Source organism: Cytobacillus horneckiae (assembly GCF_002835735.1).
In the GTDB taxonomy this organism is placed as follows: Bacteria; Bacillota; Bacilli; order Bacillales; family Cytobacillaceae; genus Cytobacillus; species Cytobacillus horneckiae.
On record NZ_PISD01000019.1, the window covers coordinates 139408 to 153222 of the forward strand.

General features: G+C 35.9%; 14 protein-coding genes and 1 pseudogene. 12 read left to right on the forward strand and 3 right to left on the reverse strand.

The features are described 5' to 3' along the window. Positions 1-119: 119 nt before the first annotated feature. From CWS20_RS10460 to CWS20_RS10485, 7 genes and pseudogenes are all read left to right on the forward strand, one after another. Complete coding sequence (locus tag CWS20_RS10460) at positions 120-1010, forward strand: SAR2788 family putative toxin (protein ID WP_066198513.1); 891 nt, start codon at positions 120-122, stop codon at positions 1008-1010. 14 nt (positions 1011-1024) lie between these two features. After that, complete coding sequence (locus CWS20_RS10465; RefSeq protein ID WP_066198510.1) at positions 1025-1387, forward strand: hypothetical protein; 363 nt, start codon at positions 1025-1027, stop codon at positions 1385-1387. 318 nt (positions 1388-1705) lie between these two features. Further along, on the forward strand, positions 1706-2092 hold the full coding sequence (locus CWS20_RS28650) for a hypothetical protein (RefSeq protein WP_066198507.1): 387 nt from the start codon (positions 1706-1708) through the stop codon (positions 2090-2092). Beyond that, positions 2052-2311, forward strand: a pseudogene (locus CWS20_RS10470) (peptidylprolyl isomerase); the annotation flags it as partial. The gene CWS20_RS28650 and the pseudogene CWS20_RS10470, both read left to right, overlap by 41 nt. A 59-nt stretch (positions 2312-2370) precedes the next feature. Then, positions 2371-2898: a G/U mismatch-specific DNA glycosylase gene (gene mug / locus CWS20_RS10475; protein ID WP_066198505.1), complete on the forward strand. Its 528-nt coding sequence runs from the start codon at positions 2371-2373 to the stop codon at positions 2896-2898. Between the two features lie 137 nt (positions 2899-3035). Further along, a complete protein-coding gene (locus CWS20_RS10480; RefSeq protein WP_066198503.1) occupies positions 3036-4007 on the forward strand; it encodes a S8 family peptidase in 972 nt (323 codons plus the stop codon). Positions 4008-4118: 111 nt separating this feature from the next. Beyond that, entirely contained in the window at positions 4119-4430 is a 312-nt protein-coding gene (locus CWS20_RS10485) for an MGMT family protein (protein WP_066198501.1), read from the forward strand. On the opposite strand, the gene CWS20_RS10490 is transcribed toward CWS20_RS10485, so the two are convergent. Next, positions 4423-5142 carry a metallophosphoesterase family protein gene (locus CWS20_RS10490; RefSeq protein ID WP_066198499.1) on the reverse strand — a complete coding sequence of 240 codons (720 nt, stop codon included), beginning with the start codon at positions 5140-5142 and terminating at the stop codon, positions 4423-4425. The genes CWS20_RS10485 and CWS20_RS10490 overlap by 8 nt on opposite strands. A gap of 251 nt (positions 5143-5393) precedes the next feature. Between CWS20_RS10490 and dacB the strand changes: the two genes are divergently transcribed. Continuing rightward, entirely contained in the window at positions 5394-6878 is a 1485-nt protein-coding gene (gene dacB / locus CWS20_RS10495; protein ID WP_066198495.1) for a D-alanyl-D-alanine carboxypeptidase/D-alanyl-D-alanine endopeptidase, read from the forward strand. A gap of 37 nt (positions 6879-6915) precedes the next feature. Here dacB and CWS20_RS10500 read toward each other — a convergent pair whose 3' ends face one another. Then, positions 6916-7449: a YceI family protein gene (locus CWS20_RS10500; RefSeq protein WP_066198493.1), complete on the reverse strand. Its 534-nt coding sequence runs from the start codon at positions 7447-7449 to the stop codon at positions 6916-6918. 202 nt (positions 7450-7651) lie between these two features. On the opposite strand from CWS20_RS10500, the gene CWS20_RS10505 reads away from it, so the two are divergent. The 3 genes from CWS20_RS10505 to CWS20_RS10515 all read left to right on the forward strand — a co-directional run bounded on the left by CWS20_RS10505 (position 7652) and on the right by CWS20_RS10515 (position 11775). Further along, a complete protein-coding gene (locus CWS20_RS10505; RefSeq protein ID WP_066198490.1) occupies positions 7652-10225 on the forward strand; it encodes a DEAD/DEAH box helicase in 2574 nt (857 codons plus the stop codon). Between the two features lie 18 nt (positions 10226-10243). Next, positions 10244-11233, forward strand: coding sequence for an LLM class flavin-dependent oxidoreductase (locus tag CWS20_RS10510; protein ID WP_066198486.1), 990 nt, complete (start codon positions 10244-10246; stop codon positions 11231-11233). A gap of 86 nt (positions 11234-11319) precedes the next feature. After that, on the forward strand, positions 11320-11775 hold the full coding sequence (locus CWS20_RS10515) for an SRPBCC family protein (RefSeq protein WP_066198483.1): 456 nt from the start codon (positions 11320-11322) through the stop codon (positions 11773-11775). Positions 11776-11850: 75 nt separating this feature from the next. Here the strand turns inward: CWS20_RS10515 and CWS20_RS10520 are convergent, their stop codons facing one another. Then, the gene (locus CWS20_RS10520; RefSeq protein ID WP_066198480.1) at positions 11851-12372 is read right to left on the reverse strand and encodes a ribonuclease H-like YkuK family protein; all 522 of its coding nucleotides are present in this window, start codon (positions 12370-12372) and stop codon (positions 11851-11853) included. A 172-nt stretch (positions 12373-12544) separates the two neighbouring features. On the opposite strand from CWS20_RS10520, the gene CWS20_RS10525 reads away from it, so the two are divergent. Next, positions 12545-13270 carry a DsbA family oxidoreductase gene (locus CWS20_RS10525; protein ID WP_066198477.1) on the forward strand — a complete coding sequence of 242 codons (726 nt, stop codon included), beginning with the start codon at positions 12545-12547 and terminating at the stop codon, positions 13268-13270. Positions 13271-13815 lie beyond the last annotated feature (545 nt).

Here is a 13815-nt window from a genome sequence, read left to right on the forward strand (position 1 = left end):
AGAGAAATTTTAATAGATTATGCAGAATTACCAAATGGGAAATTAGGAAATAATTCATACGGGAGTGGATTTCTTAAATTCCGATGATTAAAAATTATTACAATAAGAGGAGTAAAATTGTGAAAAGATTTTTTGTGAATTTTTTAATTGTTGTTTATTTATTTAGTTGTTTTGCACCATCATTTGTCCAAGCACAGGATTCTAGTGTGGATTCGGAAGAGAATTTGATTGATTTTGCTGAAATTGAAGAACAAATAGATGATGATTTAGCTATGAATGAGTTAGACGATGTAATTGAAACAGTTAGCTATGTAGGTGATGATACGGATTCACTAATAGTCCTTTCCTCTGCTGAAACAGAAGGTATTGAAGCAGAAAATGAAATGAGTATAGATATAGAAAATCAAGAAATAATTACATCAACTACAGTTGAAGATGAGGAAACTGGAGAATTAATTGAGTACAATTTCGATATTGAGGTTACTGATATTAATGGTGAGGAATTTAAAGCTATTTTCACGGATCTTGATACAGGTGAGCAACTTTATGTAGATACTGCTGAATTTCAGGCTTCTTGGTATCCCCTAATAGTTGTGGCTATTCATGTAGCTATACATGGTGTAAAATGGGCAGTAAAAAAATATGGGAAAAGTGTTGTAAACAATGCTACGAAGAAATATGGTACAAAGGCTTCTGGAAAAACATTATCAAAAATAAAATTTGCGAGTAATGCAAAATTCGATAGTCATTGGGCAGATCACAAAAAGGAATTTCCTGGATTGACTAAGACAGGATATTTAAAAAGGGCTCAAAGTTTAGCGGGATCAACCAGTAAAAATGTTTTGAGTAAGAAAAAGAAAGGTAACTCAGGAGATATCGTTAAATATAATACCCAAACTGGAGAATTTATTTCTTTAACGAAGAATGATGTCATAAAAACTTTTTTCAAACCTAAATATGGACAAAAAGACTGGAAGAAAAAAGCTAGAGCATATTATAATAATCAATAAGGAGCTGAATCTAGATGGAAACTTATACTTGTCCAATTTGCGGATACGATGGGATAGAAGATGAAACACCATACGAAGAGATTACCAATGCTCCCTCTTATGAAATATGCCCTTGTTGTCGTTTTCAATATGGGTACAGTGAGGATCATGATGTAGATTTAGGATATATTGTCACTCCTGATGAAATGAAAGAAGCTGTTTTTCAATTATATCGAAAACAGTGGATTGAAAAAGGAGCAGTAGTCGGTCATCCAGAAAGCTATCCAAAAGCATTCCAAGAAAATGGAAAAGTAAAACAAGAGATAATCATTAAACAATTAAAACGTTTGAATCTACCATTAGATAACCTTACATTTCTTGAGGAGTTTAAACTATGATATATAATGCTTTATATATCTAACGAAAGTCTCTTTCGAAAATACTAGCTTTCCAATGAGGGGCACATAGAAGTATATTAGAGCTATTGAATTTAAAATTATGAAAAAGTAAGGGTTTCTTCTATTTTAGAGAAATCCTTACTTTTTCATTTTTTGCCTACTTTAATAAAACAGTCTTTCCAATACACACTTTTTCTTGTGATATTTTGATTGGAAGTAATAATAGTAGAATCGTGTGGTAATTTTATAGACATAATACAAGATGATCATACCAAATGAAATAGGTTGCTAAAACTTAACTTAATTAGAGAGAGAATTATGATTTTTAGAGAGGTAGGTCTTTCACTTTTAGGTGAAAGTAATTTCACCCCTGAGCAACTCAGTAAGGCGATTGATAAGGTTGAAAAAGAGATATCGGATTTGAACAATAATTTGGATGATATTGAGAAAAATATCAACAAAACGAAAATTGAATTAAGTGATGTAGTAAAAATTAAAGAAGAATTTAGTGGCTGGAGAGAGAAATATTTAAAATCGGACTTATCATCAAAGAAAATGATGCTATCACGAATAGTTAAGAAAATTGAGTTTACAGAGAAAAAAGTTGATATAGAATTTGTATTGGAGATTGAAAATGCTATAATAGACGGTATGGAGAAACACCCCGAATCCGATGGGCACAGGCGGTCCAGGATATACAATTAAATGTGAAACTGTAGGAAACCCCCACACACATGTAGAAGGATCCCTTTCAATGGCTCATGCAGGCAAGGATACAGGCGGAAGCAATTTTTTATCGTTCATGAACCACAACCGCATTTAAATGGTGTTCATACAGTTTTCGGAAAAGTAACTTCTGGAATGCCAGCTGTTAAAGCGATGAAAAACGGCGATGTAATGGAAAAAGTTGTGTTAGAAGGTTAATTATCTTAAAAAAGGGGCCGGTTGGCCTCTTTTTCATTTCAGTTAGAAAGGATCTTATTATGAACCCGATTCTTGATTATCTAAAACCAAATCTAGATGTTATATTTATTGGGTTTAACCCCAGTGTCAAATCTTCAGAAACCGGTTACCACTATGCAAATCCAAATAATCGCTTTTGGAAAATATTGTTCGAATCAGGTCTTACCCCAAGAAGATTTTTGCCTGAAGAAAATGAGAAGCTTCTTGAGCTTGGCTTTGGACTTACAAATATCGTTTCGCGGCCGACTAAAGCAGCTGATGAAATAACTATGGAAGAATACCGCGAAGGAAGAGAAGAGCTTTTCAAAAAACTAAAACATTACCAGCCTAAAGTAGCTTGCTTTGTTGGTAAAGGTGTCTATCAACAATTTAGTGAAAAGAAGTCTGTTTCTTGGGGGTTTCAAGATTTATCGGTATTAGAGCATACAAAAGAATTTGTCGCACCTTCTTCTAGCGGTCTAGTTCGAATGAAGATTGATGATATTATAGAAATTTATTCTGAACTCCCACTGTATTTAAAAACAGGTCGATTTGCTCATAAAAAATAGGAATAATATAACTTTCTGAATTTTCTTTTTATTAGTATAATTAATCTACATCTTGTAAACACTTCGATATTGTCTATTCTATCTTAAAAGGAGGAAACATTCAGCCATCTTCATATTCTGTTAAGGAGGGAAAGATAATGAAGCATAACGTTCATGTAATTCCTTACAAAATTAATCAACAGGAAGAAATGGTAAATGAAGTTCCTAAAGGTGTGGAAATGATTCAGGCACCAAGTATTTGGTCAAAATCAAAGGGCACGGGTGTTAAAATTGCGATATTAGACACCGGATGTGACCTTGATCATCCAGACTTAAAAGACAGAATTATCGGAGGCAAAAATTTTACTGATGACGATAATAGCAATCAGGAAAAATTTGAAGATTATAATGGACATGGTACTCATGTGGCAGGTACGATTGCAGCGAGCGAAAATAAAGCAGGTGTCACAGGAGTGGCTCCTGAGGCTGAATTATTAATTGTTAAAGTGTTAAATAAAGATGGTTCTGGGCAGTATGAATGGATTATTAATGGGATTAATTACGCAGTCGAGCAGCAAGCAGACATCATATCGATGTCACTTGGAGGACCAAATGATGTACCAGAACTTCATGAGGCAATAAAGAATGCCGTAAATAATCAAGTATTAGTTGTTTGCGCAGCCGGAAATGAGGGAGACGGAGACGAAAACACCGATGAACTGGCTTATCCAGGCTGTTATAATGAAGTAATTAGTATAGGTGCTGTAAATCTGGAGAGAGAATCCTCACAATTTAGTAACTCCCACCCGGAAATTGATCTCGTCGCTCCTGGTGAAGATATTCTATCCACGTTTTTAAATGGGAAATACGCTTCATTGAGCGGGACATCAATGGCTACGCCGCATGTAACAGGTGCGCTCGCCTTAATAAAAGAAATGTGCAATAAAGAATTTGATCGTAAGCTAACAGAACCAGAATTATATGCACAGCTCATTCGCAGAACTGTTCCTTTAGGCAATTCTCCTAAGCTTGAAGGGAATGGCTTCCTCTATTTAACCGTATTAGAACATTTAAGTTCCATTTATAAAGATGAAGTGAAGGGGAAACTTTTTAATAAAATCATAAGTTAATATATAGAAGAACTGACTACGACGGACAAAAACTGTAGTCAGTTCTTTTCTGTTTTAAGCAATTACCGTTATAATAGAAGGAAGAAGACGAATAGAAAGTAGGTATAACCTTTGGAACCGTTTACTGCTAGAGTGATTGAAGCTATTAAACATATTCCGCCAGGAACAGTAATGACTTACGGTCAAATTGCTAGAATTGCCGGCAGCCCAAGAGCAGCAAGGCAAGTCGCACGAGTGTTGCACTCAATGAGCCGAAATTATCAGCTGCCTTGGCATAGAGTTGTCAATAAGGATGGGAAAATTATGTTAAGTGATCCTGATCAAGCAAATATGCAACAGTACTTGCTTGAAAGTGAAGGAATCCTATTTTTGCAAAAAGGGATCGTTGAACTAGCAAAATACCAATATCAAACGGTTACTTGACATGAAATGTTTTCAGTATGTCACCAGTTTTATTAATAACGATTGCATTTAACTGACCGCCATATACAGCTCCGCCATCGATATTTATGTAGGAAGTGCAAGGACTTATCCATATATCACAGCCCTTATCTTCATGAATATATTGTGTCGGAGTATGACCGAATACAATAATCTTTCCGGTCTGATTTTTCTGTTCCCACATATTTCTAACCCAAACCATTTGATAAGGCTCAGTCTGGCGCCAATCTGATATATCATGATCAATTCCTGCATGTATAAAAAGGACATCTCCAAACTCATAGTATAAACACAGGTTAGATAAGAATTGGATTACTTCGGATTTTTCTTTCATTTTTTCTGCAATTTCTGCATTGCCCCGGTCCAGAATATTCACGTCTTGTGTGAATTCAGATGCTGTCGTGCCACCGCCATTATTAAAGTATCTTAGGCCATTATTATTAATCTCGGGATTTTCGAGGAATTTCAAAAGCATATCTTCATGGTTACCTTTAATAATAATCAGTTGATCATTATATTGTTTTTTTAGCTCCATTACTTTTTCAACCACTTTAAGCGAATTCTCTCCACGGTCAATTAAATCCCCTAAAATAATCAGTGCTTCATCTTCAAAATTCCAAAATTGCAATAACTTGTTAAATTTTGAAATTTCACCATGGATATCACTAATCACAAATGCTTTTTCAAGTTTCATTTTTATGCTCACCCTTTAATTCGTCAGTTATGATTCCTTAATTATACCAATATTTTTGTATAAGAATTATTTACTGGGTATATTTAATAGGAGAATTTTATCTGAAAGCAATTAATATTTACTGAATTTTGAATATAGTTAAGATAATACACCTAAATAAAAACACATCTTTTCTCTTATAATGGATATAGAGGTAATTGCAACCTTTTAGCAGAAAATATCAATATAAAATAAAGAAGGTGGTAAAGAAATTGAAAAAACAATTGAAATGGCTCTTTAGTTTTATGCTTCTAGTTTCTTTTGCACTTATACCTCTCATCGAATTGCCTCAAGTCTCTGTAGAAGCCACAGAAGAGGGAGACTCACTTGTTCAGGAATTAAATCAGCTGCTTAATAATGATCCAGATTTGAAGGGTGCCTTAGCAGGAGTAAGTGTGCGTAACGCAGAAGATGGTGAACTGCTGTACCAACATATTGGGGATACGAGGCTAAGGCCTGCATCTAATATGAAGCTGTTAACTGCAGCAGCCTCATTAGCAACCTTAGGCGAAGACTACCGATTTAAAACAGAAGTGCTTACGGACGGAAGAAAAACAGGAGTTGTCCTGCAAGGCAATGTTTATTTAAAAGGATATGGTGATCCAACACTATTGGCAAAAGATTTTGACGCGATGGCAAAGGAATTAAAACGATCAGGCATTAAAATGATCAAGGGGGATTTGGTAGCAGACGACAAATGGTATGATCATATCCGCCTTTCTCAAGATTTGCCGTGGAGCGATGAAAGTTATTACTATGGAGCACAAATATCAGCATTAACTGCCAGTCCTAATGAAGACTATGATTCAGGAAGTGTAATTGTCGATGTAAAGCCAGGGAAGAAGGCAGGTGAAAAATCTGCAGTATCAATAGAACCAAAAACAGATTATGTCACAATTATCAATCATGCGAAAACAGTTGCTAAAGATGGGAAGAAAGACATTGATATTGTGAGAGAGCATGGCTTAAATACAATTACAATTGAAGGAACAATCCCTCTTGACGGAAGCTCAAGCAAGGAATGGATTGCTGTATGGGAGCCAGCTGGATATGCGTTAGCTTTATTTAAACAAGCATTAATAGACAATGGAATAAAAATAGCTGGTAAGGTACAATCTGGTGAAACACCTAAGAAAGCAGCTTTACTTATTACACACGACTCCATGCCTTTATCTGAATTGCTCGTGCCTTTCATGAAATTAAGCAATAATGGCCATGCGGAAACATTGATAAAAGAAATGGGCAAAGTAGTGAAAAACGAAGGCAGCTGGGACAAAGGGTTGGAAGTATTAGAAGATGAATTGAAACAACTAGGTGTCAATACGGATACACTTATTTTACGGGATGGATCAGGGATCTCGCATGTTAGTCTATTGCCAGCAAATGAAGTTTCACAGCTTCTTTACACGATTCAACAAGAACCATGGTTTGATACGTATATAAACTCTCTTCCTGTCGCAGGAATCAACGACAGGATGGTAGGTGGAACACTGCGCAACCGCATGAAAAATTCTGCTGCCGAAGGTAATGTATATGCCAAAACTGGTTCGATTTCAACAGTTAGCTCTTTATCAGGCTATGTGGATACAGATTCGGGTGATAGATACACGTTCTCAATCTTATTAAATAATATGACTGACGGTTCGAAGGGGAAAATCATTGAGGATAAAATCGCTGTTTTATTAGCGGAACAATAGAAGAAAGACGCTCATCTATTGAGCGTCTTTCTTAACGTTACTCCGCTTTTGAAGCCTGTAAATCCAATGAAATTTTAATCTTATCTCCTACGAGCACACCGCCTGTCTCCAGAGCAGAATTCCATGTTAATCCATAATCACTGCGATTTAACGAACCATCAGCAGTAAAACCGACTTTCACGTTCCCCCATGGATCAACACCAGAACCTTCATAAGTAACTGAAATAGTTTCAGATTTAGTCACGCCAGCAATAGTTAAATTGCCTGTAACATTGTATTCTCCTTCGCCTTTTCTTTCGATATTTGTTGTTGTAAACGTCATCTTTGGGTTTTTCTCGACGTTAAAGAAATCAGCTGACCTAAGGTGGTTGTCACGATCCTCATTGCGTGTATCTACACTGGCTAAATCAATGTTCAACTCAATACTTGCTGAGGTTAAATCATCTGGATCAGCCTCAATTGTTGCATCAAATTGGTTGAAGGTCCCTTTAACATTCGCAATCATCATATGTTTTACAGAAAAATCTACGCTGCTATGTGCTGGATCAAGCATCCATTTACTTTTCACCATTTGTTTCTCCTCCAATGTCTTGATTTAATTTATTTTTAATTCGAGATATATTAAATCTAAATAAATTATATGTGCAATTAAAACCTATGTCAATAAAAAATCTAATTATTGGTTATTGCCAAAATATATATCTTTTTGTAGTGAAGTCATTCTCGTTCGTTTAAAATAAGAATATTATAAAGGAGTACAAAGGGGACAAAAGATGAAGCAGCTTGATGCAATCCACCGAAATGCATGCGAATATGCTAAGGCTAAAATATTTGAGGACATTGACAGGTTTTTAGGGGGTCTTGATGAACCTAAACCATTTGAAACATATATCGATGAAAGAAAAGAATATCTTAGCAGTCTATGGGTAAATGTATGGCAAAACAAAGCAACAAATAAACTGTCAAGACATCATAAAAAAGAATTTTTATTAACTAAAGGAATAGATGTTGTAGATTTAAATCGAAAATCATTAAATCAAGTTTTTAGAGCTGAAATTAGAAATTATCACAGCTTTGATACGCTCGAATGGGCAAAGAAACAATTTTACAAAAACGAAGCAAAATGGAATGAGCGATATATTCATGCTCGCGAACAATTTATATTTGAAGAAAAAGAAAGATTGATAAAACAGCAAAAATATGAATTACAGCATAATATAAACAAGGAATCTGAGAAGGTTATTGCTAAGGAAGAAGACACGCTTTATCTTTACATAAGATATGATGTTGCGAAACGGGTTATTAACGATTTAAATACAAAAAATAAGTTTAGTACGAGGGAATCAATATATATTGAAGACACCTTAATCGATGAGGGACCGTTACAAAGTATAAAATTTATAAAGCTGGATGATTTCTTTGATGAGTTGACTGGTAATCTGCATAAAGAGATATACAGGAATCAATGGTATTTTGATTATGAAAATTACTATTATGTGTACGAAAGATTTGTAAAAGATAAGTTAAATCAATATTTGCAGCAAACTGTATTAAAAAATCTACCAGAAGCCATTTTCGAAAAATATGAAGAAGTTTTTGACAAGCCGTTAACAGGAAAAGTGATTCAGCAATCTTTCACCGGAATGCTTGAACCTTTATTGAATGATTATATGGTCGAATTGCAGAATGAGTATATTGAAGACTTGCGTGAAATCGCTGATTTGCCTTTTGATTTAATGGAGCAGGAAAAATATTATAAAGCTCATTTAATTGTGCGAAAACAAAAACAGGAAGCAGAAGAAGCTGAACAAAAAAGAAAAGCTGAGGAAGAAAAGCGCATGCTCGATGATATTTTTGGTCAGGAGTATCGCTCAGGTATAGAAAGCAATATCCGCTATATCATTCATATTGGTGACACGAATACAGGAAAAACCTATCAAGCATTGGAAAGAATGAAACAGGCAAAAACAGGACTCTATTTAGCACCGCTGCGGTTATTGGCTTTGGAGGTGTATGAAACATTAAATCAGAATGGAACATTATGCTCTTTAAAGACTGGAGAAGAAGAGAAAATAACAAATGGGGCCAGCCATCTTTCCAGTACAGTTGAAATGTTTTATGAAAAAGACCGGTATGAAGTAATTGTCATTGATGAAGCTCAAATGATTGCAGACAAAGATAGGGGATTTGCATGGTATAAAGCAATAACCAAGGCGAACGCCAGTGAGGTTCATATTATTGCAAGCAGAAATGCAGAGAAAATGATACTGGAGCTATTAGGAGATTCAGAAGTTAACATTCATGAATACACTAGGGAAACACCATTAAAGGTTGAAGGTGAAGAATTTTCCTTTAAAAAAGTAAAAAAAGGTGACGCATTCATTTGTTTTTCCAGAAAGAAAGTACTTGAAACCGCTTCAAGACTCCAAGCTGATGGGTATAAAGTAAGTATGATTTATGGCAGTATGCCTCCAGAAACTAGAAAGAAGCAGGTGGATCGTTTTATTAAAGGAGATTCCTCGGTTATTGTTTCAACAGATGCAATAGGAATGGGATTAAATCTGCCAATAAGAAGAATTGTCTTCCTTGAAAATGAAAAATTTGATGGAACAAAAAGGCGTACGCTAACTTCTCAAGAAGTAAAACAGATTGCCGGCCGAGCCGGCAGAAAAGGATTGTATAATATCGGTAAAGTCAGCTTTACGAAAAATATTAAATTGATGAAAAAGCTATTGGAACAAGTGGACGAGCCAGTCCACAGCTTTGCAGTCGCTCCAACATCAGGCGTATTCGAGCGATTCCAGAAATATTATCGCGATTTAGGAAGGTTTTTTGAACTATGGGATAAATTCGACAGTCCAAAAGGAACGAAAAAAGCATCGTTAACAGAGGAGAGGGAATTATACGAGCGAATTCGCGGGACAGAAATCGAAGCAAAGCTTCCTATCAGCGATTTATATGGTTTCCTGCATTTGCCCTTCTCCAAAAAGGAGACGGATTTAATTAAGCAATGGGAAATTACAATGTATGCAATTATCGATGGCACAGAGCTGCCAGAGCCAAAGCTTAAAAATCGCAACCTCGAGGATTTAGAGTATTCATATAAAGCGATTGGGCTCCATTTATTATTTCTTTACCGCCTAGATCAAAGGATTGAAGCAATCTATTGGGAAAGAGTTCGAGAAGAAATTTCGGATCATGTTCATGAGCGTTTAAATACAGATATTCAAAATTTAACAAAGAAATGCAAGCGATGTGGAAAAACCCTTCCGTGGGAGCATGAATTTAACATTTGTGACCAATGCCATGAAAGGCCAAACAAGCATTATCAATATTATAGGAAATAATTATAAGGAGTGTATAGCATGAAGCTTAGTATTCTAGACCAATCACCTATTTCAACTGGTGCGACTGCTCAAGATGCGCTAAATGCTTCTCTTGAATTAGCTAAGCTTGCAGATTCATTAGGATACACGAGATATTGGGTCGCAGAGCACCATGATTTACCGGGATTAGCTGGCTCTGTACCTGAAATCATGCTCAGTTATATTGGCAGTCAGACGGGAAGAATTAGATTGGGGGCAGGAGCTATTTTGCTTCCTCACTATCGCCCGTATAAAGTAGCAGAAACCTTTAATTTGCTTGGGACATTGTTTCCAGGGAGAATAGATTTAGGCATTGGCAGAGCACCTGGTGGTTCGGCAGAAGCAAGTTTAGCACTTTCTGGGAATTATTTGGAGGGTGTTCGGCAGATGCCTGAAGCGATGGATGAATTATTAAGTTTTTTATATAAGGGATTTCCGGATAACCATATGTACGCCAATGTAACACCAGCTCCTGTACCGCCGGTTCCACCTCTACCATGGCTGCTAGGAACGAGCGAGAAAAGTGCAAAGCTTGCCGCCATTAATGGAACAGCCTACGCTTTTGGACAATTTATGAGCGATCAAAACGGTGCAGACATTATTAAAACCTATAAAGAAGAATTTAGGGAAAAACAAAATGGTGCGGACGGAAAGGCATTAATTACTGTTTCTGTCATATGTGCTGAGACGACAGAACAGGCAGAAGCAGTTGCTTCTTCTCAATTTTTATGGAAACTTCAATCAGAGAGCGGAAATCGTTCGGGCATCCCAACGATGGATGAAGCAAGAGATTATTCCTATTCTGCTGAAGACTACGAAAAGATTGATAAAATGCGTACAAATATGATTATCGGCAATCCTAATTTTGTAAAGGAAAAACTTAACGAGCTAGCGGAGAATTATGAAGTAGATGAAATCATGATTGTAACAATCACACATGATTATCAGGCGCGTTTAACCTCCTATCGCCTTATTTCAGATTTAATCTGATTAACCTAGGAGGCATGTTCTTCATTGTGCATGAATACATATAGTTTTAGAGTGCACTTAAGCATTAAATGAAGGAGATGAAGAAGATGCCAAGCTATCATCATGAAGAGAAAGTGAATGTTACGATTGAAAATCTCTGGGATTTTGTCAGTGATATGAATAATTGGGCTCCGTTGGTCCCTGGATATATTGATCATCAGATTATTAATGAGAAGCAATCAACATGGTCATTTAAAACCGATGTGGGTATAATGAAGAAGAAAATTGAATTAAGAGTGGAAATCACCCGCTGGAATGCCCCGAGCAAAGTGACTTTTAATCTTACAGGAATAAACGAGAAATTTAGCGGTCAAGGCTTTTTTTCTGCAATCAGTAAATCAAAGGAATCAGTTATTATGACAGGATTTTTGGAAATCAATGCTGAGGGGATGATGGCAAAGATGGCAAATAACATCTTAAACACTTCCTTACCTGAGATTACAACCGAGTTAACTACAGCTGTTGCCAGAAAAGCTGAAGAGATTTATGCTTTGCATCGTTAACTTTCAAAATGAGAATTCGCAAGACTGGTTCATATTAAAAAGGGTATCCTAGCTGGATGCCCTTTATTACATATATTACTTTGTATATTTATTTGCATAGCTAGATGCAACATACGCCTCTGGTTTTATCTTAGGTTCTATACCAATTGATTCTATTCTCGCTACCATTTCTGATACAAATTCTCTTGTTTTATTTCTTTGGCCTGCACCGATATCTAAATGACCTTCCATCGTAAAGGATGCTCCTTGATAAATAAAAGGCAATACGATATCAATCATTTTATTTTTCTTATCCTCTGTAAACAATGAAACGATTTCTTCAGTTAATGAAGTTTCAAATGAAATTCGTTCATGCAAATGGATCATCTTTCTTCGTACCACTTTCTTGTTTATGCATGCCCATGCGCCTTTCCCTTGATTTTGTATGACAATACCTGTGATAAATATCGTATGTGAAGCATGAACCTGTGAATCTGTTCCAACAATTAATTTAAAGTTTCCGCGGGGCTGAATTTTCATAAATTGGATAATACGCTTAAATACATCTTCGAAAGTTAGCTTCTTTTCTTTTAAATTTTGAAAGTATTTCTCCTCCATATAAAATCACCGCAATCATTTTTAGTCAATGGTTTAGATATTACATTGTATTCAGAGCAGTTGAACAAGTTGTATGTGTAAGTAAACCTTTAGCATAATAATAATGAGCATGATTTAAATCATTCAATCAGGGGCTATGTTATCATATGTAAGAAGATAGGAGGTTAAGAATATGAAAATACAAGTTTGGTCTGATTTTATTTGCCCATTTTGCTATATAGGTAAAAGCAGGTTAGAAGCTGCACTCAATCAGTTTGCCTATAAAAATGAAGTCGAAATCGAATATAAAGCATTTGAACTACATCCAAATGGTCCAATATATAACGGGAAAAGCATTCATGAAGCTATTGCGGAGAAATATGGTACAACGAATGAACAAGCAAAACAAATGAACGATCATATTGAGCACCAAGCTGATGAAGCGGGTTTAAATTTTAACTTTGATTCAATGAAGCCAACGAATACATTTGATGCTCATCGTCTGGCTAAATATGCAAAGGAAAAAGGGCTGGAGGCCGAAATTACAGAGAACCTCCTGCGTGCATACTTTACTGATTCAAAATTAATAAGCGATCATAATGTGCTTGCTGATATTGCAAATGAGACTGGAATAAATAGAGATGATGCGATGAAAGTGCTGCAAGATAGCAATCGTTTTGCCAATGATGTACTCATAGACGAAGGAATCGCACAGCAGTATCAAATTACAGGTGTGCCTTATTTCATTATTAATAATAAATATGCGATATCTGGTGCCCAATCTCCTGAAACATTTACCAGTGCATTAAAACAGGTGTGGGAAGAAGAGAACTCGGCACCAAAACTGCAAAACTTAGCTAATGATTCAGGCCTGGAAGCTACATGTATAGATGAAAGCTGCACTGTTCCAGAAAAATAGCATAAAAGACGATTCGATGGTCTCAGAGTTTGACAAAGAGAGATAACGAACTTTAGTTGGATTTGGAGAGGTGCCCGCTAATCCATACTAAGAAAAGCAAGTCAGTCAAGTCTGTGCAGGCGAGAAGTGACAAAAAGTTGAGACACATTGTATATGCTTATAGACTGAGTTCGGTATTGCACTGGACTCAGTCCTATTAATTTTATCTTATTACGTTTATTGTGACAGGAATCTATATTTTGTTTTTTCTTCAAGCTGCGGAATTTAAGTATAGAAACGGCATTGTCATTACCGTTCACATACTATGAATTACGCTTTTTTTAGCTCATCTTGATGGTGTTTCATATGTTCATGCACTCTTGACATGGATGTATGGTTTAACCTGAATGATATCAGTCACACATTTTCCACTTACCTGATCACATTGTTTAAACTGAGCGTTTTAAAATATGAAACAATACTTTCTCAATAACTGGAACGGAAATTGAGAGTATGGTTACAGAAAACGGTCATAGATAGTGAAGCTGGAACCAAAAATGGTTGCA